Source organism: Novosphingobium sp. (assembly GCF_031417815.1).
In the GTDB taxonomy this organism is placed as follows: domain Bacteria; phylum Pseudomonadota; class Alphaproteobacteria; order Sphingomonadales; family Sphingomonadaceae; genus Novosphingobium.
In genome coordinates, this window is record NZ_JANOWI010000044.1 from 131,034 (window position 1) to 152,942 (window position 21,909).

23 protein-coding genes are annotated in these 21,909 nt (G+C 64.3%); 7 read left to right on the forward strand and 16 right to left on the reverse strand.

Annotation, left to right across the window (positions count from 1 at the left end):
* Positions 1-67 precede the first annotated feature (67 nt).
* The 4 genes from RMN99_RS12250 to pdxH are packed head-to-tail and all read right to left on the reverse strand — an operon-like array spanning position 68 to position 3,806.
* Entirely contained in the window at positions 68-1,039 is a 972-nt protein-coding gene (locus tag RMN99_RS12250) for an NAD-dependent epimerase/dehydratase family protein (RefSeq protein ID WP_309623591.1), read from the reverse strand.
* Positions 1,036-2,241, reverse strand: a complete 1,206-nt coding sequence (locus RMN99_RS12255; protein ID WP_309623592.1) for a glycosyltransferase family 4 protein — start codon at positions 2,239-2,241, stop codon at positions 1,036-1,038. The genes RMN99_RS12250 and RMN99_RS12255 overlap by 4 nt, the downstream gene beginning before the upstream one ends.
* A gap of 18 nt (positions 2,242-2,259) precedes the next feature.
* Positions 2,260-3,198: a cation diffusion facilitator family transporter gene (locus tag RMN99_RS12260; protein WP_309623593.1), complete on the reverse strand. Its 939-nt coding sequence runs from the start codon at positions 3,196-3,198 to the stop codon at positions 2,260-2,262.
* Positions 3,195-3,806 (reverse strand): pyridoxamine 5'-phosphate oxidase, encoded by a 612-nt coding sequence (pdxH, locus tag RMN99_RS12265; RefSeq protein ID WP_309623594.1) that lies wholly within the window; start codon positions 3,804-3,806, stop codon positions 3,195-3,197. Before pdxH ends, RMN99_RS12260 begins: the two co-directional genes overlap by 4 nt.
* 104 nt (positions 3,807-3,910) lie before the next feature.
* On the opposite strand from pdxH, the gene RMN99_RS12270 reads away from it, so the two are divergent.
* The 3 genes from RMN99_RS12270 to fabI are packed head-to-tail and all read left to right on the forward strand — an operon-like array spanning position 3,911 to position 6,693.
* A complete protein-coding gene (locus RMN99_RS12270) occupies positions 3,911-4,840 on the forward strand; it encodes a DnaJ C-terminal domain-containing protein (protein ID WP_309623595.1) in 930 nt (309 codons plus the stop codon).
* A 3-nt stretch (positions 4,841-4,843) separates the two neighbouring features.
* Entirely contained in the window at positions 4,844-5,875 is a 1,032-nt protein-coding gene (locus RMN99_RS12275) for a YihY/virulence factor BrkB family protein (protein WP_309623596.1), read from the forward strand.
* On the forward strand, positions 5,872-6,693 hold the full coding sequence (gene fabI / locus RMN99_RS12280) for an enoyl-ACP reductase FabI (protein ID WP_309623597.1): 822 nt from the start codon (positions 5,872-5,874) through the stop codon (positions 6,691-6,693). Before RMN99_RS12275 ends, fabI begins: the two co-directional genes overlap by 4 nt.
* Before the next feature lie 12 nt (positions 6,694-6,705).
* Here the strand turns inward: fabI and RMN99_RS12285 are convergent, their stop codons facing one another.
* From RMN99_RS12285 to RMN99_RS12325, 9 genes are all read right to left on the reverse strand, one after another.
* A complete protein-coding gene (locus RMN99_RS12285; RefSeq protein WP_309623598.1) occupies positions 6,706-7,281 on the reverse strand; it encodes a hypothetical protein in 576 nt (191 codons plus the stop codon).
* Positions 7,282-7,367: 86 nt separating this feature from the next.
* The gene (locus RMN99_RS12290) at positions 7,368-7,883 is read right to left on the reverse strand and encodes a demethoxyubiquinone hydroxylase family protein (RefSeq protein ID WP_309623622.1); all 516 of its coding nucleotides are present in this window, start codon (positions 7,881-7,883) and stop codon (positions 7,368-7,370) included.
* 4 nt (positions 7,884-7,887) lie between these two features.
* Positions 7,888-8,370, reverse strand: coding sequence for a disulfide bond formation protein B (locus RMN99_RS12295; RefSeq protein ID WP_309623599.1), 483 nt, complete (start codon positions 8,368-8,370; stop codon positions 7,888-7,890).
* Complete coding sequence (locus tag RMN99_RS12300; RefSeq protein ID WP_309623600.1) at positions 8,370-9,704, reverse strand: S41 family peptidase; 1,335 nt, start codon at positions 9,702-9,704, stop codon at positions 8,370-8,372. Before RMN99_RS12300 ends, RMN99_RS12295 begins: the two co-directional genes overlap by 1 nt.
* 94 nt (positions 9,705-9,798) lie before the next feature.
* The gene (locus tag RMN99_RS12305; protein ID WP_309623601.1) at positions 9,799-11,019 is read right to left on the reverse strand and encodes a peptidoglycan DD-metalloendopeptidase family protein; all 1,221 of its coding nucleotides are present in this window, start codon (positions 11,017-11,019) and stop codon (positions 9,799-9,801) included.
* A 10-nt stretch (positions 11,020-11,029) separates the two neighbouring features.
* A complete protein-coding gene (locus RMN99_RS12310; protein WP_309623602.1) occupies positions 11,030-11,452 on the reverse strand; it encodes a 23S rRNA (pseudouridine(1915)-N(3))-methyltransferase RlmH in 423 nt (140 codons plus the stop codon).
* A 190-nt stretch (positions 11,453-11,642) separates the two neighbouring features.
* The gene (gene rsfS / locus RMN99_RS12315) at positions 11,643-12,056 is read right to left on the reverse strand and encodes a ribosome silencing factor (RefSeq protein ID WP_309623603.1); all 414 of its coding nucleotides are present in this window, start codon (positions 12,054-12,056) and stop codon (positions 11,643-11,645) included.
* A 40-nt stretch (positions 12,057-12,096) separates the two neighbouring features.
* Positions 12,097-12,738, reverse strand: coding sequence for a nicotinate-nucleotide adenylyltransferase (locus RMN99_RS12320; protein WP_309623604.1), 642 nt, complete (start codon positions 12,736-12,738; stop codon positions 12,097-12,099).
* A gap of 121 nt (positions 12,739-12,859) precedes the next feature.
* Positions 12,860-14,134, reverse strand: a complete 1,275-nt coding sequence (locus tag RMN99_RS12325) for a glutamate-5-semialdehyde dehydrogenase (RefSeq protein ID WP_309623605.1) — start codon at positions 14,132-14,134, stop codon at positions 12,860-12,862.
* Positions 14,135-14,336: 202 nt separating this feature from the next.
* On the opposite strand from RMN99_RS12325, the gene RMN99_RS12330 reads away from it, so the two are divergent.
* Together RMN99_RS12330 and RMN99_RS12335 are read left to right on the forward strand one after the other, a co-directional pair.
* Positions 14,337-15,509, forward strand: a complete 1,173-nt coding sequence (locus RMN99_RS12330; RefSeq protein WP_309623606.1) for a peptidoglycan DD-metalloendopeptidase family protein — start codon at positions 14,337-14,339, stop codon at positions 15,507-15,509.
* 4 nt (positions 15,510-15,513) lie between these two features.
* Complete coding sequence (locus tag RMN99_RS12335) at positions 15,514-15,867, forward strand: polymer-forming cytoskeletal protein (RefSeq protein ID WP_309623607.1); 354 nt, start codon at positions 15,514-15,516, stop codon at positions 15,865-15,867.
* A 5-nt stretch (positions 15,868-15,872) separates the two neighbouring features.
* Here RMN99_RS12335 and RMN99_RS12340 read toward each other — a convergent pair whose 3' ends face one another.
* The 3 genes from RMN99_RS12340 to RMN99_RS12350 all read right to left on the reverse strand — a co-directional run bounded on the left by RMN99_RS12340 (position 15,873) and on the right by RMN99_RS12350 (position 19,456).
* Complete coding sequence (locus tag RMN99_RS12340) at positions 15,873-17,558, reverse strand: AMP-binding protein (protein WP_309623608.1); 1,686 nt, start codon at positions 17,556-17,558, stop codon at positions 15,873-15,875.
* Between the two features lie 99 nt (positions 17,559-17,657).
* On the reverse strand, positions 17,658-18,359 hold the full coding sequence (locus RMN99_RS12345) for a DUF1013 domain-containing protein (RefSeq protein WP_309623609.1): 702 nt from the start codon (positions 18,357-18,359) through the stop codon (positions 17,658-17,660).
* A 92-nt stretch (positions 18,360-18,451) separates the two neighbouring features.
* Entirely contained in the window at positions 18,452-19,456 is a 1,005-nt protein-coding gene (locus RMN99_RS12350) for an NAD(P)H-quinone oxidoreductase (protein WP_309623610.1), read from the reverse strand.
* A gap of 96 nt (positions 19,457-19,552) precedes the next feature.
* On the opposite strand from RMN99_RS12350, the gene RMN99_RS12355 reads away from it, so the two are divergent.
* Together RMN99_RS12355 and clpA are read left to right on the forward strand one after the other, a co-directional pair.
* Complete coding sequence (locus RMN99_RS12355) at positions 19,553-19,753, forward strand: DUF1192 domain-containing protein (RefSeq protein WP_309623611.1); 201 nt, start codon at positions 19,553-19,555, stop codon at positions 19,751-19,753.
* 132 nt (positions 19,754-19,885) lie between these two features.
* Positions 19,886-21,909, forward strand: a 2,024-nt coding sequence (gene clpA / locus RMN99_RS12360; RefSeq protein ID WP_309623612.1) for an ATP-dependent Clp protease ATP-binding subunit ClpA, incomplete at its 3' end; no start/stop codon positions are given.

Sequence of the window (21,909 nt, forward strand, 5' to 3'; positions counted from 1 at the left end):
GTTAATTCGGGGACACAATATGAATTTCGCATTAATTCGTATTGTGTCCCTGAATTAGCGCGGCGGATCAGACCTTGTCTTGCGCCAGCACCTGCGCTTCGATCCAGGCATAGGTCTTGGCGAGACCATCGCGCAGCGGTTCAGACGGCCGCCAGCCCAGCTCGGCCTCGATCAAGCGGTTGTCGCTGTTACGCCCGCGCACCCCGGTGGGGCCCGGGACAAAGCGCTTGCCGACCGGCTTTGCGGCGACATCCGAAACCATGTCGACCAGTCCCGAGATCGTTACCATCTCGTCCGAACCGATGTTGTAGGGTCCGGTCTTGTCCGAACGGGTCAGCCGCAACGTGCCTTCAACGCATTCGTCAATGTAGAGGAACGATCGGGTTTGCAGCCCATCGCCCCACACTTCGACATCGCCGCCGCTCTGCGTCATGGCAATCTTGCGGCAAACTGCGGCCGGCGCCTTTTCCTTGCCGCCCTGCCAGGTGCCTTCGGGGCCGAAGATGTTGTGATAGCGCGCAATGTGGACCTTCATTCCGTAATTGCGCGCATAAGACAGGTAGAGCCGTTCGGAGAACAGCTTTTCCCAGCCGTATTCGCTGTCAGGTTCAGCCGGATAGGCGCTCGATTCCTCGCAATTGGGGTTGCCCGGATCAAGCTGGTTGTACGCCGGATACATGCAGGCCGATGAGGAATAGAACAGCGCGCCGACGCCCAGCTTGTTGGCCGCATCGGCAATATTCAGGTTGATGCTGGCCGAATTGTGCATGATGTCGGCATCGTGCTCACCGGTGAAGATATAGCCCGCCCCGCCCATATCGGCGGCCAGCTGGTAAACCTCGTCGAAGCGGCGGTCATAGACCGAGCGGACCACATCCTGTTCGCGCAGATCGCCGATAATGAATTCATCAGCCGCGCTGGCCCCGAATTCGGGATGCTTCAAGTCGGCCCCGCGCACGAACAGGCCTTCGGCCTTGAGCCGCTTGACCAGATGGCTGCCGATAAATCCGCCAGCGCCAAGAACCAGAGCCGTCTTCACGCGCGTTTCTCCTTTGGGGCGGCTTGATCGGCGATAACGCCCTGGAACCGTGCGCCAATATTTTCAATATCAAAGGCACGCAAGGCATAGCGCCTCGCATTTTCGCCCATGGTGCCGCGCAGCGCCGCATCGCCAGCCAGCCGGGCGGCCTTGGCGAGGAAATCAGCGGTGTCGCCGCAATCACTGACCAGCCCGGCCTGTTGGCGTTCGAGCAGCCGCGCGGCAAGATTCTGGCGCGGCATCGCCCCCAGCACCGGACGGCCTGCAGCAAGATAACTGAGGACTTTCGATGGCACCGAAAAGACCCCGGCGTCCGGCTCGATGAAAGCGACCATCACGTCCGCTCCGCCAAGCAGCGCGGGCAGATCGGCAAACGGCACCCACGGCCGCACCGTCAGGTTGGCGAGCCCTTCGGCCGCGGCGTCAGCCGCCACCTTGTCGGCCACTTCACCCTGCGAGGTGACGCAGACCTGTGCATCCGGAAAGCGCCGCGCCAGCGCCAGCAACCAGTGCGGATTGTGCTTGTAGCCCAGCGTCCCCGAATAGAGAAAACGCATGCCATCGCCTGTATAATAGGCCTGAGCCCATGCGTTTTCCCGCGGCATCAGCGGGATTTCGTCAAGCGGTGCCCAGTTCTCGATCACCGCGATCCGGCTCTCGGCCACGCCGTGCGCGATCAGGATCGGGCGGAAATCGTCGGTAATCGCCACCACCCGGTCGCTGCCCCGCAGCAGCGCAAACTCAAGATGCTCATACCATCTGGCGATGGCATGGCCGATCACGGGTAACTTTTTTGGCACCACCGCGGTGATCGCGCGGCTGTAGATGTCCTGCAGCCAGAACACGAACTTCGCGTCGGCCTTGCGGCTTGCCCGGCGGATGTGCCGCTGGGTATCGAGCGGAGCATTGCTGGAAATCACGACATCGGGCCGCAGCGCAGCGATCCGCGCGGCGATGCGGCGGCCGACTTCGTTCTCCTGCCGCCAGCGCGCAACGAACGTGGCTTTGGCAAAGGGCGTATCGAGTGTTATCGCCTCGATCGCGAAGGTGTCCGGGTCGCCAGGCCGCACAGTCAGGTTGCCCTTGGGGGTCTGAAAGCCAGCGAAATGCATGTGCGTGACGCGGTGGCCGCGCCGCGCCAGTTCGCGGCTTAGCTGCACCTGAAACGGATGGCCCGAATAGTCCGAAATCAGGATGTGCATGGTGCGACCTTGTGCCCCTTACCCGCTGCGCGCAGGGGCACTTTGGGCATCGGCCAAGAGGTCTTGCGCGGCAAGCCCGGTTTCGTTGACCAGGCCTTCGGGATCGGGATGGATCAGGATTTCGATACCGGGGAATTCGGCCATCAGCTTGTCCTCGATCTCGTCCATCACATCATGCGCCGCGCGCACCGTCATGTCGGGATCGACCGCGACGTGGAACTGCACGAAATCGCGATTACCCGCCGTGCGGGTGCGCAGATCATGCAGCCCTTTGAGCTCGGGATGGCGCGCCACCACCTCAAGGAAGCGGGCCTTCTTCTCATCGGGCCATTCCTGATCCATCAGCTGTTCGATGGCTTGTTGCGAGGCCTTCCAGGCGCCCCACCCCAGCCACACCGCGATCAGCAGCCCGAACAGCGCATCGGCCCCGCCGATCCCCGCGTACTGATCCAGCGCAAGCGCCGCGATCACGGCAAGATTGAGCGCCAGGTCCGACTTGTAATGCAGATGATCGGTCGAAATCGCGATCGAGCGCGTTTGGGCAATCACCCGGCGCTGCCAGGCCAGCAGCGCCAGCGTCGCCAGCATGGCGATGGCCGAAACCATGATCCCGTCGCCAGCCCCTTGCGGCCGCGCGCCGGCAAAAATCTGGCCGGCCGCCCGGAGGGCAAGACTGAGCGCCGAGATCGAGATCAACACCACCTGGAACATCGCCGCCAGTGCTTCGGCCTTGTCGTGGCCGAAGCGGTGATTGTCATCATCGGGCTGGGCCGCGACCCACACCCCGAGCAAGGTGGCAAGGCTGGCGACCAGATCGAGCGTGGTATCGGCAAGGCTGCCCAGCATCGCGGTCGACCCGGTTGACCAGACCGCCCAGGCCTTCAATGTCAGCAGCAGCGATGCCACGAGGATCGAGGCATAAGCTGCACTGCGGTTGAGTTTGCCGGCCTCGGTCATGGATAGAGCAACGTGCTGGTCCAGCTTTGCGTTTCGCTGCGCACGAAACGGCGGCGTTCGTGCAAGCGAAACGGGCGGTCCATCCAGAATTCGATCGCGTGGGGGACCAGGCAAAAGCCGGTCCAGTGCGGCGGGCGTGGTACCGAGCCGACCAGATAGCGCGCGCCGGTCTTGGCGATCCGCGCCAGAAACTCCCCGCGCGAGCCGAGCGGCGCGGACTGGTCCGAAGCATGGGCGCCAATCTGCGAATCGCGGCCGCGGCTGGCGAAATAGGCATCGGCCATGGCGGCCGGCACTTCGTGGATCCGGCCTTCGATCCGGATCTGGCGGCGCAATGATTTCCAATGAAACAGCATCGACGCCTGCGGATTGGCGTGCAGTTCTCCGCCCTTGCGGCTGTGGCCGTTGGTGTAGATCACGAAGCCTTCCGGCCCCCAGTCTTTGAGCAGTACCATCCGCACCGACGGGGCTGCCTCAGGGGTGGCGGTAGCCAGCGCAACGGCTTCGGGATCGTTGGGCTCACTTTTTCGCGCCAGCGCAAACCATTCGCCGAACAAGGCCAGAGGATCCTCGGAAGGGATCGCGTCGATGAGCTGCGTTTCGTCCATGATGGGCGGCGCATAGCCTGCACCGCGCGGCGTGGGAAGCGCGACCGTTTCGCAACTGGCGTCTAAACCTTGCCCTAACGGGTACTTGACCCTAGCTAGCCTTCATGGACCCATATTCGATCCTCGGCGTGGCGCGCGGTGCAAACGAGAAGGACATCAAGTCCGCCTATCGCAAGATGGCCAAGGAACTTCACCCCGATCGCAACAAGGATAATCCCAAAGCGTCGGAGCGTTTTTCCGAAGTTACCCGCGCCTATGACCTGCTGACCGACAAGGACAAGCGCGCCCGGTTCGATCGCGGCGAGATCGATATCGACGGAAACCCGACGATGGGCTTCGGGTTTGGCGGCGGGGCTGGTCCCGGCGGCGGCGCACAGCGCGGCTTCCGGGCAGACGGGTTTGAAGGCTTTGGCGGCGAAGAAGGCATCGACCTGGGTGATATCTTTGACGGGCTGTTCGGCGGGCGCGGGGGCATGGGCGGCGGCTTTGGCGGCGCACGTCAGCGCGCGGCGCCCACCGGCGCCAACGTGCATTACCGCCTTGGCGTGTCGCTTGGTGATGCGGCAATGCGCGCCACCCAGCGGATCACGCTGGCCGATGGCAAGACGATCGACCTCAAGCTGCCGGCCGGGGTCGAAGACGGCACGCAGATGCGGCTGGCCGGCAAGGGCGAGGCAGGGCCGGGCGGGGCCGGTGATGCGATTGTCACGATCGAGCTGCAACCGCACACTTTCTTTCGCCGTGATGGCGATCATTTGCGGCTCGACCTGCCGATCAGCATCGACGAGGCGGTCAACGGTGCGAAAGTAAAGGTGCCGACGGCCGAGGGGGCGGTGATGTTGACGCTGGCACCCGGCTCCAGCTCGGGCAAGACCCTGCGCCTCAAGGGCAAGGGCTTTTCACGCAAGGACGGGACGCGCGGCGATCAGCTCATCACGCTTGAAGTGCAAGTGCCCGAACATGATGCCGATCTGGCCGCGCGGCTCGAAGGCTGGCACGATCCGCGCGATCTGCGCGGCCGACTTGGCGGGTGATTCGTGGAAGAGCGCGAAATCGATGAAGCACACCTTCCGCCGCTGACCATCCCCGACCTGTCGCCCGAAGCGCGGCGTCAGCGGGCCCGGCGCAATCTGCGCGATCACTACGACGAACACATTGGTCCGCAAGGCCGGTTCTGGAACTCGCGCGTGTTCAAGGTGCTGGCGCGGGTCTGGGCCGGGGCCTATCATGATGGCTTCATCCATGCAGGCAACCTTGCCTACATGGCGATCCTGGCACTGTTTCCGTTTTTCGTGACCGTGGGCGCAGTGTTCAGCCTGATCGGCGAACAGGCGCAGCGCGAGGCATCGGTTCACGCGTTCCTGATGGCGCTGCCGCCGGTGGTGGCCCGCGCGCTTGAACCGGTCGCGCGCGATGTGATCGTGGCGCGCAGTGGCTGGCTGCTGTGGGCCGGCGGCTTTGTCGGGTTGTGGACCGTCGGCAGTCTGATCGAGACAATCCGGGATATCCTGCGGCGCGCTTATGGCACCCGCGCAGTGCTGACCTTCTGGCGTTACCGGCTGATCTCGAGCGGCGTGATCATCGTTGCGGTGATCGCGCTGCTGTTTTCCCTGATCGCACAGGTACTGGTTGGCGCGGTGCAGGAAATGGTCGCGGCATGGTTCCCGCGGCTGACCACGCTGGCCGATGCGCTGACCACGTCGAGCTTCGTCCTGCCGCTGATCATCTACCTTGCGATCTACCTGCTGTTCTTTACGCTTACCCCGACGGCCTACCGCAAGCGCGGCTATCCCAAATGGCCTGGCGCACTGCTGGTGACCTTGTGGTGGGTGGTGGTGAGCCGCGCATTGCCCAGCGTACTCAACCGGTTTTTCACATACGATCTCACTTATGGCAGCCTCGCCGGGGTGATGATCGCGCTTTTCTTTTTCTGGCTGGTCGGACTAGGGTTGGTGGTCGGGGCCGAACTCAATGCCGCGCTGGCCGAAAGCCCGGAAGAGCGTGACATGATCGGCCAAGGCGACAACCGCGTCCCGAACGACGCGCAAACAACGGAAACGAAAACATGAGCGGATTGATGCAGGGAAAACGCGGGCTGATCATGGGCCTTGCCAACGACAAGTCGCTGGCCTGGGGGATCGCGCAGAAGCTGCACGAACACGGCGCAGAGCTGGCCTTTTCCTATCAGGGCGAAGTGATGGAAAAGCGCGTCCGCCCGCTCGCCGAGAGCCTGGGCAGCGATTTTCTGATCGATTGCGATGTGTCTGACATGGCCGCGCTCGACGATGCCTTTGCCGCACTGGCGGCGCGCTGGCCGACGATCGATTTCGTGGTCCATGCGATCGGTTTTTCCGACAAGAACGAATTGCGTGGGCGGTATTATGATACCAGCCTCGACAACTTCCTGATGACGATGAACATTTCGGCCTATTCGCTGGTCGCGGTAACCCGGCGGGCCAAGGATATGATGCCGCTTAATGAAGACGGAACGGGGGGCGGATCGATCCTGACGCTGTCGTACTATGGCGCGGAAAAGGTCGTGCCGCACTACAATGTCATGGGGGTGGCCAAGGCCGCGCTGGAGACCAGCGTCAAATACCTCGCCAACGATCTTGGCCCGCAGAACGTACGGGTCAATGCGATTTCAGCCGGGCCGATCCGCACCCTGGCCGCCAGCGGGATCGGCGACTTCCGCTACATCCTCAAATGGAACGAGCTCAATTCGCCGTTGCGCCGCAATGTGACGATCGAGGATGTCGGCGGTTCCGCGCTCTATTTCCTGTCCGATCTGGCATCGGGCGTCACGGGCGAAGTGCACCATGTCGATGCCGGCTATCACGTGGTTGGGATGAAGCAGGAAGACGCCCCCGATATTGCACTGGGCTGAGCCGCGCGGCGCTCAGTTCGGCTTGGGCGGCGGCGGCAGTTCGCTGTCAGCGCCGGACGTAACCGGGTTGCCGCTGGCCTGCTGCTCCAGCTTGCGGCGCGCCAGGATCTGTTCTTCCTGCTGTTCGACATCGGCCTGCGTTTCGGCCGCTTCGGTATCGATCTTGGCCAGACGCTTTTCGCGTTCGGCGGCGATCAGTTCGCCCGCGCGAATCCCCGGATCGGCGCGCTTTTCGGCATAGGCCTGATCGATCAGTCTTCCCGAACAGCCGGTCCAGCCACCAACGCCGACCGGCGAACAGCTCATCGTGCCGGTGGCGGTCACGGTTTCGTAAGCCTTTACCCGGTTGGTCCAGGCTTCGTTTTGCGGGCTGATGCTTTCGCGCAGCGTTTCGGGGATGCGATAACGCTCTCCTTCGCTTTTGCGCGCGCAGACGGTGATCATGTCTGCGGTCGATTCGGGACACTGGTCTTCGCCATAGACGATCACGAGGTTGACCTTCTCCTCATCTGCAACCTGCGCGAAAGCCGGCGATGCCGTGAACGGCGCGAGGGCACTGAAGGCGAGCGCAAGGACAAGCGGACGCATGATCAAACTCCGTGGTTACAGCGCCAACATAGGCGCGTCGGCCGCTGAATAACAGATGAAGGTACCGCGGTGTTCCCGGTGCGTCATCAAATCCGTTCGGCCAGCCGGATTGCGGCGCGGCAACCCAGCCGGATTACACCCGCGAGCAGCGGATAGGCTGGTGCTTGTTCGGCGCCCGCCGCCAGCGCGGTCGCGCGGTGGTCGCGCTCGTCCTCACGGAACGCCTCGATCAGCCCGGACAGTTCGGGATCGCTGTCCCCCAGCGCCTCGAGCTGGTCCGTATAGTGCTTGTCGATCTCTTGCTCGACCGCCGCCGTGCAGGCCATCGCCGCCTTGGGCCCGATCAGCGCGGTTGCCGCGCCCAGGGCATAGCCGGCCAGATGCCAGAACGGCTGCAGCGCTGTGGGGCGCACCCCGCGTTCGGCCAGCAGCGCATCAAATTTGGCCCGGTGTTCGGCTTCCTGCTCGGCCATGTGGCGCACTTCGGCAGCATGCGGGGCGCGGTCGCCCATCACCGCCAGCTGGCCGGCATAAATCCGGATCGCACCATATTCGCCGGCCTGATCGACCCGCACCATCCGGTCACGCGCAGCCTTGTCCATCATGTCAGCTCCGCTGTGCCCGGCGCAGCAGCGCGAAGATCGCGATGGCGGCGGCGGTTGAAAACAGGAAATTGAACCCGGCCAGCGACACGCCGAACAGCGCCCACTGGACCTGATCGCAGCGGATCAGCGGTCCGGCGCTGATTGCCTCAAGCGGATCGGCGCTCATGTCGATCTGGCTGGTGCAGGCGGTCAGCCCTTCCCACCAGCCATATTCGACCCCGGCGTGATAGCCCCCGATCAGACCGGCAAACAGGATCGCCATACCGGCCAGCGCGGTCAGCACGCGCGCCTTTGGCAAAAGCACGGCGGGCACCGCCAGCGCCAGCGCGGCAAAATGGGCATAGCGCTGCCACCAGCACATTTCGCACGGGTAGAGCCCGAAGCCGTATTCGCTGATGTAAGCGCCGCCCAGCAGGGCCGCCGGGACCGCAAAGGCCAGCAGCCGCGCGGCGCGGGCCGCGTTTTCATGCGCCGGAAGTGCCATCAGCGGCGCTTGCCCGTGGCCGCGGTGCGATGCACGGTCTGGACCGCATAATACATCTGATAGTCCTTGATCCCCTTGGCCTTGAGCTCGTCCGCTGACATCTTGAAGCGCGGATCGTCCTGACGGTCCGCTTCAAGCTTCTTGTCGTCGAGCCCGGCTTCGTTGACCAGATGGCCGCGCAAATCGCTTTCGCGCATGGTCAGTTCGTTGCGCCGGCGCGCATCGGGATCGGAGAGCTGCGGCACGCGGATATCGGGGAAGATCCCGCCTTCCTGTACCGACCGGCCAAGCGGGGTGTAATAGCGCGCGGTGGTGATCTTGACCGCGCTGGTCCGCGCCCGATCAAGGAAGAACAGCGATTGGACCGAGCCCTTGCCGAAGCTGCGTTCGCCCATGATCAGCGCGCGGTGCTGGTCCTGCAGCGCCCCGGCGACGATTTCGGAGGCCGAGGCTGAACCGGCATCGATCAGCACGATCACCGGCAGCCCCTTGGCGGCATCGCCTGGATAGACGCTTTCGGCCTTGTAGTATTCGTCTTCGCGTTTGTTGCGGCCGCGCTGCGAAACGATATCGCCCTGGGTGAGAAACAGATCAGACAACGCCACCGCTTCGCCCAGTTCGCCGCCCGGGTTCTGGCGCAGATCGAGGATCAAGCCTTCGAGCTTACCGCCCGATTGCTTCTTGAGATCGTCGATCCCCTTCTTCACGTCGGCGGCAATTTCGTTGCTGAACTCGTTGACGGTGATCACACCGACGTTGTCCTTCAGTTCCCAGGTTACCGCTTCAAGCTTGATCACGCCGCGCGTCACCGTGACGTCGAACGGCTGGTCGCGGCCAGGGCGGAAGATGGTCAGGCGGATCTTGGTACCCGCCTCGCCGCGCATCTGCGAGACGGCATCGTCAAGCTCGCCGCCATAGATCAGCTTGCCGTCAAGATGCGTGATGTAGTCACCCGCCTTGACCCCGGCGGCGTCAGCTGGACTGCCGCGCATCGGTGCCACCACCTTGACCGCGCCGTCGTCCATCACCACCGATAGCCCAAGCCCCGAATAGTTGCCGTCGATCATGGTGTTGAGCCGCTGCATCGTGGCGCCCGACAGGTACGAGGAATGCGGATCGAGCGAGGACAGCATGCCTTCGATCGCGCCGTCTTCCAGTTTGGTGTCGTCGGTTGGTTCGACATAGAACTGGCGGACCAGCCGGTAGACCGTTTCCAGCCGTTCGAACCCGCCCGACGAACGCCCGTCGACCGCGGCAAGGCCCGCCGTGGTTGCAGGCAAGAGCGCGACCGCGCCGGTCAGCAAGGCAGCGCGCAGCAAGGCAAGGGTTTTCATCGTTGGTGCTTTCCTAGGTGGATGCGTTGTTGCGCTGTTTATAGCGCCAAGCGCCTTAATGCCAGATGGCGAATTGGGAACGTGTTACAGCGCCTCAATTGCGCAAAAAGTCGAGCGGGTTGACCGGTTCACCGGCGCGCCTGAGTTCAAGCGTCACAGCCGGGCTGCCGGTGCCCAGCCGGCCCAGCGGTGAACCGGCGACAAGTTCCTGCCCGACCCGGCAATCAAGCGCGACAAGTCCGGTGACCAGCGAAACCCAGCCGCCGCCATGTTCGATGATCACCACCTGGCCGTATCCCTGAAAAGTTCCGGCAAAGGCCACCCGGCCGGATCCGGGCGCAACGACTTGCGCCTGGCTGCCGGCGAGCAGCGTCAGCCCGCGTGATTGCGCGCGGCCGGGCTGGCTTGCTCCGAACCCGGCCACCAACCGGCCAGCCACCGGCAGGATATAGCGGCGCGGCGCGCCCGGCGTGGCTATCCCGGCGGGCGGCGGGTCGGTTGGCGTCTGCGCCAGGCCCGGTTGCGCCGGCCGCAAGACCGGCCCCGGCAGCGCAGCCAGTGCTTCGCGCACCGAACCGGCCTTGCCCAGTTCACCCACCAGCGCAGTCAGATCGCGGGCATCTTCGCGCAGCGCCAGGGCGCGATCAGCCTCGCGTTGCGCGGCGCCGCTGGCTTCGCGCGAAACGATCAGCTGGCCAGCCTCCAGCCGGGCCAGTTGATCGCGGCGGCGCACCAGTTCGGCCTGGTTGGCACGCAGCGCCGCATTGGCATCCTCGGCCTTCTTTTGCAGCGCGCGCGATTTGTCGATTGCAGCACGCAGGCCTGCGGTGCGCCGCGCCACTTCTGGCAGGATCGTTTCGAGCACCGCGCGCAAGTAAACCGTGTCTTGCAGCGATCCGGGGCGCAGCAGCGACAACAGCGGCGGGCGGCGCGAAAGGCGCTGCAAGGCCGCCGTCAATTCAATCAGGGGCCGCTGTCTTGCCGCCATATCGCGCGCGAGGTCAGCCTGCTGCACGCCGATCAGGCGGATTTGCGCGGCATTGGCAGCGATCTGCGCTTCAGCTTCCTGAACGCGCGCGGCCAGCGCCGCTTCTTCCTGGCGGGTCTTTTCGGCAGCCGCCGTGGCGCGGGAAGCATCGGCTTCAAGCGCTTCGGCGCGGGTCCGCGCTTCGGCACCTTGCCGCTGGGCGCGGACCAGCGCGGTCTGCGCGTCTTCGGCGGTTTCAATCGGCGCTACCGCCCCTTGGGCGTCAAGCCCCTGCCAGCCGGCCACGGCCAGCAGGGAAACAAGGGGTATGAGCCAGGCACGCTTCATCGTGACGCCCTTATCCCGAACGATGATAGGGATGGCCAGCCAGAATGCTGGTTGCCCGCCACAATTGTTCAGCCAGCAGCGCGCGGGCCAGCATGTGCGGCCAGGTCATTGCCCCGAAGGCGATCAGCAGATCGGCTTGCTGGCGCGCCGCATCGCCGTGCCCGTCGGCCGCGCCGATCAGGAACCGGCATTCGCGCACCCCGTCATCACGCCAGCGCCCGAGGATCGCGGCAAATTGTTCGGAACTGAGCTGCTTGCCGCGCTCATCGAGCAGCACGGTGCGGCATTGTGGCGGCGCTTCAGGAAGCGACCCGCCGGTGTCGGGTAGTTCGGTCAGCCTGACAGGCCAGGAAATCCGTTTGACGTAGCGATCGACAAGCTCAGCCTCAGGCGAACGGCCAATCTTGCCTCGGGCGATCAGGTGCAAACGCATTGATGTGCCATAGCGGCTAGTATCGAATCTTCATCACGCAAAGGCGCAAAGGCGCGAAGAGGCATTCGCTAACGGCGCAGCCGCCATTACTGAAGATGGCCGGTCCTGCAGCTTTGCAGTTGAGGAATGAAGTGCCTGCGGCAAGCGGCAACATCTTCGTGCCTGTGCGCCTTTGCGTGAAAACCAAATCTCAGGCCGAACCCGAATCGCCAAATGCCCACATCCGTTCGAGATTGTAGAAAGTGCGCACTTCGGGGCGGAACAGGTGGACCACCACATCGCCGGCATCGATCAGCACCCAGTCAGCCGCGGGCAGGCCTTCGATCCTGACATGGCCGAAGCCGCCGTGCTTGACGCGTTCGGACAGCTTTTGTGCCATGGCCGCGACCTGGCGGGTCGAGCGGCCCGATGCGATCACCATGTGATCGGCAATCGAGCTTTTGCCTTCGAGCGGGATCGAGACGATTTCCTGCGCCTGATCATCGTCAAGCGACTTCAGGACGAGTTCGTGGAGCGAGCCCGGCTCCGAAGCGGGGAGCGGGGCAGGCGTGCCGGGCGCGGTGGCCGGACTGGATTGGGCCAAATTGGTGGGTTCAGGCGTCATTTAAGCGGAAACGGCTCCTCTAACAGGGCTTCGCAAACAGTCATGCGATGTCGGAATCAACGGGATGGTGCGTCAAGGGATCGCGCAGGGCGTGCCCCGCATATCGGCGGGCCCAGTCTGGATCGGCCCGGCGAATAGCTGTCGCCGAACGCGGATCGGGATCGAAACGCAAAGTGATCAGCGCGGGTGCGCTCCATCCTGCCCGGTTGTTCAAACTGGCCGCAGACCGCCGGTATCGGCCGAGCCAAGCCCCCGCGAGGCTCGCACGGGCAGGTCCGTCATAGCCCGGACGGGCGATTACCGCAATCGGCATGGTGCGCGCGATCCTGCGCCAATCGCGCCAGCGGTGCAATTGGGCGAGATTGTCGCTGCCCATCAGCCAGACAAAGCGGTGTTTGGGATAGCGCCGCTGCAAGGCGCGCAGGGTATCAGCGGTGTAGCGCGTGCCCAGTTCGCGCTCGATCTGGCTCGGCACGATTCGCGTGCCCTTGGCCTGCCGCATCGCCGAAGCCAGCCGCGCGGCGAGCGAAGCCATGCCCGCCGCAGGTTTCAACGGATTGCCGGGGGATACCAGCCACCAGACTTCATCGAGGCCCAGTGTTTTCAGCGCGAACAGGCTGATCCGGCGGTGCCCACCATGCGCGGGGTTGAAGGACCCGCCCAGCAACCCGATTCGTTTCATCGAAAGCGGCCCAAAAAGCGGCTTGAGCCAGGCCGGTCCACTGCTCCGGCCCGGCTACCCAAAGGATGCCAGATCGGGTGGCCGGGCCGGGGCAGCGGACCGGCCTGGCAAGTAGCAAGGATCAAGGCCGCACCTGTCCGGTGCCGCGCACCAGCCATTTGTAGGTGGTAAGCCCTTCAAGCGCGACCGGGCCGCGGGCGTGCAGCCGCCCGGTGGCAATGCCGATTTCCGCGCCCAGCCCAAACTCGCCGCCATCGGCAAATTGCGTGCTGGCATTGGCCATAACGATGGCCGAATCGACGACGGTGAGGAACCGTTCACAGACCGCAGCATCTTCGGACACGATCGCATCGGTATGGTTCGAGGAATGCCGGGCAATATGATCGAGCGCCACACCCAGCCCGTCAACCACCGCGACTGCAAGAATCGCGTCGAGGTATTCGGTGTCCCAGTCGGTGGCGCTGGCCGGCACCACGCGCGGATCGAGCGCGCAGGCACGGGCATCGCCGCGCAGTTCGCAGCCCTGATCGAGCAGCGCCGAAACCACAGACTGCGCTGCGGGAAACTGCGCATCGATCAGCAAGGTTTCCATCGATCCGCAGATCCCGGTGCGGCGCAGCTTGGCATTGAGCGCGATCGCCTGCGCCTTGGCCGGATCGGCCGCGCTGTGCAGGTAGGTGTGGCAGATCCCGTCAAGGTGAGCGAGCACCGGAACGCGGGCATCGGCCTGGACCCGCGCGACCAGGCTTTTCCCGCCGCGCGGCACGATCATGTCGATCAAACCCGCCGCAGCCAGCATCGCGCCGACCACCGCGCGGTCCTGATCGGGCACCAGTTGCACCGCATCGACCGGCGCACCTGCCGTGGCCAGGCCTTCGATCAGCGCAGCATGGATCGCCCGGTTCGAATGCACCGCTTCGCTGCCGCCGCGCAGCAGCACCGCGTTACCCGAACGCAGGCACAGCGCGGCGGCATCGGCGGTTACATTAGGGCGGCTTTCATAAATGATCCCGATCAGCCCGATCGGGATCCGCACCCGCGACATTTCGAGGCCATTGGGGCGCAGATCGCGCGAGATTTCCTGGCCTGTGGGATCGGGCAGATCGGCCACCGCATCGACCGCAGCGGCGATCGCGGCAACCCGCGCCGAATCGAGCAGCAGCCGATCGAGCATCGCCGCGCTGAGGCCGCGCGCCTTGCCCGCCGCCATATCGAGGGCATTGGCAGCCAGAATTGCCGGCTCGCTGGCCCGCAGTGATCCGGCGGCGGCATGCAGCGCCGTGCTTTTTGCCGCGCTGTCCAGCAGAGCCAGCTGACGCTGCGCAGCGCGCGCCGCCAGCGCCAGTCGCTCGACCAGCGCCGCAGGGGTGGGGGGGGAATGGAGCGCCGTAGTCATTGCGCGGCGCCTAACATTTGCGCCGCGCCGTGTCACCGCAATTGGGCGAGTCGCGGCACTGCTAAACCTGTGAACGCGTTCGGTTCCACACTTCGTCGCGCCAGATCATCGATTCGGCGAGTCTGTCACAACAAAGATTCGCCACCCCCGAACGTAGCTGCTAGCCGCGCCGCACAAAGACAAAGAGGGACTTGGGGTCGTCTTGAAAAACGCAACCGTTGGCCGGGTTTCGGCTCGCCTGCGGAGTTGGTTTCCGGATCGCGAATTTTTCATGCGCTCCGAAGGCCAGGTCCGCTTCATCAAGATTTCTGCGCGCACGCAGATGATCGCCGCGGGGGCCGTTGCGGCCTTCGTGCTGATCTGGGCGCTGACCATGGCCGCCATGGCGATCTCTGGCTACCTGTCGCAGCGCGACCGGCTCTCGCTGCTTGATCGCGAGGCGAAAGTAACCACCGCGGAAAGCCGCGTGAACGCCTATCGCGGCGATCTTGGTCGGCAGGTTGGCGATATGAACCGCCGCCAGGACTTCATCGAGAAGACCGTGCAGGCCCACATGGGCGATCTGCCCAAGGACGCCCAGGCCGGGGAAACCGTCAGCGACAGCGCCAGCGAAGCGGCCGCCACGATCAAGAAGGTTTCACTCGCCGTTCCCGAGGCTGCCGAACTGGCTGGGATCGAAGCGCGCCAGCTGGCTTTCATCGAGGGACTGACCCGCATCGCCGATCGCCGGTCGGCGGCAGCCGAGGCCAAGCTTGCCAGCCTGGGCATCAGCTCTGCGATTGCGCTCGCTGCACTTGATGACAAGGACGCGCAGGGCGGTCCGCTGATCTTGATGGCGACCGCAGCCGATGGTTCGATCGATCCGCGGTTCCAGCGGTTCGGCCTGTCGCTGGCGCGGATGGACGCACTTGAGCGTTCGGTGGCCGGCTTGCCGCAGGTGCTGCCCGCCAACCTCGAATATATTTCGTCAGGCTTCGGGTTCCGCGCCAATCCCTTCACCGGCGGCGGCGGCGAATTTCATCCCGGGCTTGATTTCAAAGGCCCCTATGGCGCGCCGATCTATGCTGCGGCACCCGGCACGGTCAGCTTCGTCGGGGTCCGCTCGGGCTATGGCAACTGCGTCGAGATCGATCACGGCAACGGCCTCGTCACCCGCTATGCGCACATGTCGCGTTTCCGCGCGGTGCAGGGCAGCCGGGTTGGCGCGGGCGACGTGATCGGGCTGATCGGTTCGACCGGCCGTTCGACCGGCCCGCACCTTCACTTCGAAGTGCGAATCAATGACCGCCCGGTCAATCCGCGTCCCTTCCTCGAGGCTGCCCCCGATGTTCTCCAAGAAGCCCGCGGCGCACACGCCGCACAATCCGCAAGGTAACGCGATGACCAAGGCAACCTTTTCGGTGCTTGGCGCCGACCTCAGGGTCAAAGGCGATATCGATGCATCGGCCGATCTGCACATCGACGGACGGGTCGAAGGCGATGTTTCGTGCACCAATCTGGTGCAGGGCGAAAGCGGCGAGATTGTCGGCGCGATCAAGGCCGAAAGCGCCCGGCTTTCGGGCACCGTGCGCGGCACCATTGCAGTGCGCGATCTGGTCGTGCTGAAAAGCGCGCGGATCCACGGCGACGTGCACTACGATTCGCTGACGATCGAGCAAGGCGCGCAGGTTGACGGCCGGTTCGCACCGCGCAGCGCAACCGACGCGACGGTCGTTTCGCTCGCCGCGAGCTAGATCCGCTAAATCCCCAGCTCTTCGCGCAAGGCCTTGCGATCAAGCTTGCCAACCATGGTCTTGGGCAGGCTTTCGCGCAGCACCACGCTGTCGACGCGCTCATGCTTGCCGATCCGCGCGTTGAGCCAGGTGCGAAGTTCTTCGCCCGTCGCCTCGGCATCCGCGTTCAAGGTCGCGTAAGCGCGCGGCACTTCGCCAAGGCGCGCCTCGGGCACGCCGATCACCAGCGCTTCCTTGACCGCCGGGTGCTGCAGCAGCATCGCCTCAACCTGGCTGGGAAAGACCTTGAAACCGCCCACCGCAATCATGTCCTTGATCCGGTCGACGATCCGGATGTAGCCGCCAGCGTCGATCGTCGCGACATCGCCGGTGCGCAGCCAGCGCCCATCAGGCCGTTCGGCAAAGGCCGTGGCAGCAGCTTCGGGGCGCTGCCAGTAGCCCTGCATGATCTGCGGGCCCTGCACCGCCAGTTCGCCAGGTACGCCCGCGGCGGCATCCTGCGAAGGATCCTCGCGGTCCAGCAAGCGCACGCGCGTTGCTGGCAGCGGCTGGCCAATCGTGCCCTCGCGCTCCTCGCCTTCGTAGGGGTTGGTTGAAACCACGCCTGCGCTTTCGGTCAGGCCGTACCCTTCGACCACGCGCGCGCCAGAAGCCGCTTCGAACCGCGCCTTGAGCGGCAGCGACAACGGCGCCCCGCCCGAGATGCAGATCCGCAGGCTGGAAAAGTCGGTCTTGGCGATGGCCGGATGATCGAGCAGCGCCTGGAACATGGTCGGCACGGCGGGCATCGCGGTGGCCCTGACCCGCGCCAGCGTCTTGAGCGCCTGTCCGGCTTCGAAGCGCGGCAACATGGCGATGCAGCCGCCATTGGCCACGGTGCGGTTGAGCACACAGGTGTTGGCAAAGACGTGGAACAGCGGCAACACGCCAAGGATCATGTCGCGATCCCCGGCGTGCGGATCGATCGCTGCGACCTGGCGGGCATTGGCGGTCAGGTTCTGGTGCGTCAGCATCGCCCCCTTGGGGGTGCCGGTGGTGCCGCCGGTATATTGCAGCAAGGCCAGATCATGCAGCGGATCGATCGGTACCGCTTGGGGGGCTTCGGCCGAAAGGCACTGACGCCAGGGCAACACATCGCGGCGCTGCGGGACCGCGGTGATCGCCTTGCGCCCAAGCAGCGCCAGCAGCACGCGCTTGCTGAGCGGCAGCATCTCGCCCAGCGCCCCCACCACCAGCCGTTCCAGCGGTGAGCTATCGAGCACCGTAAGCGCGGTGGGCAGCAAGGCCGCCGAATTGAGCGTGACGAGCAGCCGCGCGCCCGAATCGAGCACCTGCGCGGTCAGTTCCTGCGCGGTATAGAGCGGGCTGAAATTGACCAGTGTCGCACCTGCCAACGATGCCCCGTAATAGGCCGAAACGTAGATCGGCACATTGGGCAGGAACAGCCCGACCCGGTCCCCCGGCATGACCCCGCTGCGCTGCAGCCAGGCGGCAAAGGCCCGCGCTTCGGCGTGGAGCACCCGGTAGCTGTATTGCCGGCCGAAGAAATCAACCAAGGGCCGATCCGGGTGCACCACCGCGGTCTGTTCGAACATTTCGGGCAGCGACAGCGGCGCGAAGTGCTGCTCCCACGGACCCGCATGGGCATAGTGATCGAGCCAGGGCGCGGCTGCAGGGCTATTGACAGTCATGTCAAAAGCTTACCGCTTTCGCGCGGGAAAGGTAGCGTGTTTTTGGTTGGGGCACTGCAGCCCCAGCAATCCGCCACCGGGCGGATTGCGGCAATGCGCCTATTCCTCGCCGGCAGCTTCAGCGGCGCGCTTGGCTTCGAGCCACGCGGCGGCTTCGGCTTCCTGCGCGGCAGCGCCGGCGGCCTTGGTCTGGGCTTCGCGTTCGGCACGCAGTTCTTCGATCAGCGCGACACGGTCATCACCCAGCCGTGCATCATCGCCCGCTTCGTCCTGCAGGCCGGCCTTCTTGGCCGCCTTGGCAACGATCGCATCCAGCTCGCGCTGGCTGCACAGTCCCAGCGTAACCGGATCCTTTGGCTGGATGTTGGAGATGTTCCAGTGGCTGCGATCGCGAATCGCCGAGATCGTGTTGCGGGTCGTGCCGATCAGCTTGCCGATCTGCGCGTCCGAAATTTCGGGGTGGTTCTTGATGATCCAATTGATCCCGTCGGGCTTGTCCTGGCGTTTCGAAACCGGCGTATAGCGCGGGCCCTTGGTGCGGCTGACCTGCGCCGGGGCCTTTTGCATGACCAGCGAATAGGTCGGGTCGTCCTGACCCTTTTCGATTTCAGCCATGTTCAGTTCGCCCGAACGCACCGGATCGCGCCCGGTATATTTGCTGCTGGCCAGATCATCGGCCATCGCATTCACTTCAAGAATATGCAGGCCGCAAAATTCGGCGATCTGTTCGAAACTCAGCGCGGTGTTGTCGACCAGCCAGGAAGCGGTCGCATGCGGCATCAGCGGGTTCGGCTGGGACACGGGTTTTTCTCCGTTAGAAATAGATAGGGCCGCCCCTTGCGGAGCGGCCGTTCGCTTGTGCCACTAGGCCGATTCTGACCCGAGGGCAACTCTCATCCGGCCTTGAGGACAATCTTCCCGATATGGCTGCCCGATTCCATCCGGGCGTGCGCGGCGGCGGCATCGGCCAGCGCGAAGGTCTGGTCCATGATCGGACGCAGCTGACCGGCTTCGACCAGCGGCCAGACGACATCGCGGATTTCCTGCGCGAGCATGGTCTTGAAGTCATTGCTGCGCGGCCGCAGCGTCGATCCGGTCAGCGTCAGGCGGCGGCGCATTACCTCGATCATCGGGATCGTGGCTTGCAAGCCGCCCTGCACCGCGATGGTCACGTGGCGGCCATCATCGGCGAGACATTGCAGGTTGCGCGGCACATAATCGCCGGCGACCATATCGAGCACGATGTGCACGCCGCTGCCCGCGGTGATCCGCGCGACTTCTGCGACGAAATCCTGCGCCTTGTAATCAATCGCATGATCGGCGCCCACTTTCAGCGCCTCGGCGCATTTGTCGGCCCCGCCGCACGTGACGATCACGCTCAGCCCGAAATGCTTGCCCAGCATGATCGCCATGGTGCCGATCCCGCTGGTGCCGCCGTGGACTAGCAGCGTTTCGCCTTCACGGGCATAGCCGCGTTCGAACACGTTGTGCCACACGGTAAACAGCGTTTCGGGCAGTGCCGCAGCCTGATCCATCGCCAGACCATCGGGCACCGGCAGGCAGTGTCCGGCCGGTGCCAGGCAATATTCGGCATAGCCGCCGCCCGGGGTCAGCGCGCAGACCTTTTGCCCGGGTAGCCACGCGGTCACCCCTTCGCCCAGCGCCGCAATCGTGCCCGAAACTTCAAGCCCCGGCAGCGGCGAAGCGCCCGGTGGGGGCGGATAAAAGCCCTGGCGCTGGATCACGTCGGGCCGGTTGACCCCGGCATAGGCAACCTTGATCAGCACTTCGCCTGGGCCAGGGCGGGGCACCGGCAATTTTTCCAGTCGCAGGACATCGGGCCCACCCGGTGCATCAAAACCGGCCGCCATCATGGTTTCAGGAAGCATATCAGTCATTTGGCTGGTCCCTGTTGCCGCACCGCTACGGTTCACCAGCCCTAGCTTGCAGCGGAGTTGACAGCAAGGCCGCATGGTCCGATTCTCCCCCCGACGATGGACGAAGATCTGCCCCGGCCCAAAGGCGACGCTGCCGGCCTGCTTTCGAAAGAAAGCCTCGATCCGTATTCGCAGGACGAGCTGGCCGAACGGATCGCGGTGCTCGAGGTGGAGATCGCGCGGATCAAGGCCCACCGCGACAAAGTTTCAGCGCATCGCTCGGCTGCCGACGCTTTGTTCAAGCCGCGAACGCATTGATGAACCAAGGGGCTCTTTTCGTACCGCCCGGGAGGCCCCATATAGATTTGGTTAACCACGGACGTTCATACTCTCGGTCAAGTCGAAAGAAACTGTCCGCAGCACAAACCTCCAGCCTGAGAGACCACCAAGATGCCCAGTTTCGCCCAGAGCCTTGAAAAGACGCTGCACGCGGCGCTCTCCAACGCCGCCGAGCGCGCGCATGAATATGCGACGCTCGAGCACCTGTTGCTGGCGCTGATCGACGATGCCGATGCCGCCGAAGTGATGCAGGCCTGCGGGGTCGATCTGGCCGAGCTGGCCGAAGTGGTGAAGCAGTACCTCGATCAGGAATACCAGTCGCTCAAGACCGAAGCCAAAGGTGATCCCTCGCCCACCGCAGGGTTCCAGCGGGTGATCCAGCGCGCGATCCTGCATGTCCAGTCCTCGGGCAAGGACACGGTCACCGGTGCCAACGTGCTGGTCGCGCTGTTTTCCGAGCGCGACAGCTATGCGGTCTATTTCCTCCAGCAGCAGGACATGACCCGGCTCGATGCGGTCAGCTTCATCAGCCACGGGATCGGCAAAGGCGGCAAGCGGATCGAGGATCGCAGCCCCAAAGGCAGCGAGCCGCCCGAACCGCCGCAGCCCGAAGACAAGGCCCAGGCCAAGGATGGCAAGAAGGAAACGGCGCTCGACCAGTTCTGCGTCAACCTCAACGAAAAGGCCGAGGCCGGCAAGATCGATCCGTTGATCGGGCGCGGGCCCGAGGTTGACCGCACGATCCAGATCCTGTGCCGCCGTTCGAAGAACAATCCGCTCTACGTGGGCGATCCGGGCGTGGGCAAAACCGCGATTGCCGAAGGCCTGGCGCGCAAGATCGTTGAGGGCGAAGTGCCCGAAGTGCTGCAGGATGCGGTGATCTATTCGCTCGACATGGGCGCGCTCTTGGCCGGCACGCGCTATCGCGGCGATTTCGAGGAACGGCTCAAGCAGGTCGTGAACGAGCTTGAGAAGATGCCCGATGCGGTGCTGTTCATCGATGAAATTCACACCGTGATCGGTGCCGGGGCGACCAGCGGCGGGGCCATGGATGCCTCCAACCTGCTCAAGCCCGCACTGTCGGGCGGATCGATCCGCTGCATCGGCTCGACCACCTACAAGGAATTCCGCAACCACTTCGAAAAGGATCGCGCGCTGCTGCGCCGGTTCCAGAAGATCGACGTCAACGAACCGACGGTCGAAGACACGATCAAGATCCTGAAGGGCCTGCGCAGCGCCTTCGAGGACCACCACAAGGTCAAGTACACCGCCGATGCGATCAAAACCGCGGTCGAGCTTTCGGCGCGCTACATCAACGATCGCAAGCTACCCGACAAGGCGATCGACGTGATCGACGAAGTCGGCGCGATGCAGATGCTGGTCCCGCCCAGCCGCCGCAAGAAGATCATCACCGCGCGCGAAATCGAAATGGTGATCGCGACCATGGCGCGGATCCCGCCCAAGTCGGTCTCAAGCGACGACCGGCAGGCGCTCGAACACCTTGCCAAGGACTTGAAGCGCGTCGTGTTCGGGCAGGACCAGGCGATCGAAGTGCTATCGAGCGCGATGAAGCTCAGCCGTGCAGGGCTCCGCGATCCGGAAAAGCCGATCGGCTCGTTCCTGTTTTCGGGGCCGACCGGCGTCGGCAAGACCGAAGTGGCCAAGCAATTGGCCAGCATAATGGGCATCCCGATCCAGCGTTTCGACATGTCGGAATATATGGAACGCCACTCGGTCAGCCGCCTGATCGGCGCGCCTCCGGGCTATGTCGGCTACGATCAGGGCGGCTTGCTCACCGATGCAATCGATCAGCAACCGCACTGCGTGCTGCTGCTCGACGAGATCGAGAAGGCCCACCCCGATCTGTTCAACATCCTGCTGCAGGTGATGGACAACGGGCGGCTCACCGACCATCACGGCAAAACGGTCGATTTCCGCAATGTCGTGCTGATCATGACCACCAATGCCGGCGCTGCCGACATGGCAAGCCAGGGCATCGGCTTCGGCAATGTCTCGAAGGAAGATGCCGGCGACGAGGCGGTCAAGCGGATGTTCACCCCGGAATTCCGCAACCGGATTGATGCCATCGTGCCGTTCTCCTACCTGCCGACCGAAGTGATCAGCCGGGTGGTCGA

What these genes read in the sequence shown, in the direction of transcription:
- RMN99_RS12320 (WP_309623604.1), bottom strand. Translation starts at nt 12,738, where the DNA reads ATGAAACGAATCGGGTTGCTGGGCGGGTCCTTCAACCCCGCGCATGGT.
- RMN99_RS12300 (WP_309623600.1), bottom strand. Translation starts at nt 9,704, where the DNA reads ATGAAAACCCTTGCCTTGCTGCGCGCTGCCTTGCTGACCGGCGCGGTC.
- RMN99_RS12295 (WP_309623599.1), bottom strand. Translation starts at nt 8,370, where the DNA reads ATGGCACTTCCGGCGCATGAAAACGCGGCCCGCGCCGCGCGGCTGCTG.
- fabI (WP_309623597.1), top strand. Translation starts at nt 5,872, where the DNA reads ATGAGCGGATTGATGCAGGGAAAACGCGGGCTGATCATGGGCCTTGCC.
- RMN99_RS12355 (WP_309623611.1), top strand. Translation starts at nt 19,553, where the DNA reads ATGGACGAAGATCTGCCCCGGCCCAAAGGCGACGCTGCCGGCCTGCTT.
- RMN99_RS12285 (WP_309623598.1), bottom strand. Translation starts at nt 7,281, where the DNA reads ATGCGTCCGCTTGTCCTTGCGCTCGCCTTCAGTGCCCTCGCGCCGTTC.
- rsfS (WP_309623603.1), bottom strand. Translation starts at nt 12,056, where the DNA reads ATGACGCCTGAACCCACCAATTTGGCCCAATCCAGTCCGGCCACCGCG.
- RMN99_RS12270 (WP_309623595.1), top strand. Translation starts at nt 3,911, where the DNA reads ATGGACCCATATTCGATCCTCGGCGTGGCGCGCGGTGCAAACGAGAAG.
- RMN99_RS12260 (WP_309623593.1), bottom strand. Translation starts at nt 3,198, where the DNA reads ATGACCGAGGCCGGCAAACTCAACCGCAGTGCAGCTTATGCCTCGATC.
- RMN99_RS12310 (WP_309623602.1), bottom strand. Translation starts at nt 11,452, where the DNA reads ATGCGTTTGCACCTGATCGCCCGAGGCAAGATTGGCCGTTCGCCTGAG.
- pdxH (WP_309623594.1), bottom strand. Translation starts at nt 3,806, where the DNA reads ATGGACGAAACGCAGCTCATCGACGCGATCCCTTCCGAGGATCCTCTG.
- RMN99_RS12350 (WP_309623610.1), bottom strand. Translation starts at nt 19,456, where the DNA reads ATGACTGATATGCTTCCTGAAACCATGATGGCGGCCGGTTTTGATGCA.
- RMN99_RS12290 (WP_309623622.1), bottom strand. Translation starts at nt 7,883, where the DNA reads ATGGACAAGGCTGCGCGTGACCGGATGGTGCGGGTCGATCAGGCCGGC.
- RMN99_RS12255 (WP_309623592.1), bottom strand. Translation starts at nt 2,241, where the DNA reads ATGCACATCCTGATTTCGGACTATTCGGGCCATCCGTTTCAGGTGCAG.
- RMN99_RS12325 (WP_309623605.1), bottom strand. Translation starts at nt 14,134, where the DNA reads ATGACTACGGCGCTCCATTCCCCCCCCACCCCTGCGGCGCTGGTCGAG.
- RMN99_RS12335 (WP_309623607.1), top strand. Translation starts at nt 15,514, where the DNA reads ATGACCAAGGCAACCTTTTCGGTGCTTGGCGCCGACCTCAGGGTCAAA.
- RMN99_RS12305 (WP_309623601.1), bottom strand. Translation starts at nt 11,019, where the DNA reads ATGAAGCGTGCCTGGCTCATACCCCTTGTTTCCCTGCTGGCCGTGGCC.
- RMN99_RS12340 (WP_309623608.1), bottom strand. Translation starts at nt 17,558, where the DNA reads ATGACTGTCAATAGCCCTGCAGCCGCGCCCTGGCTCGATCACTATGCC.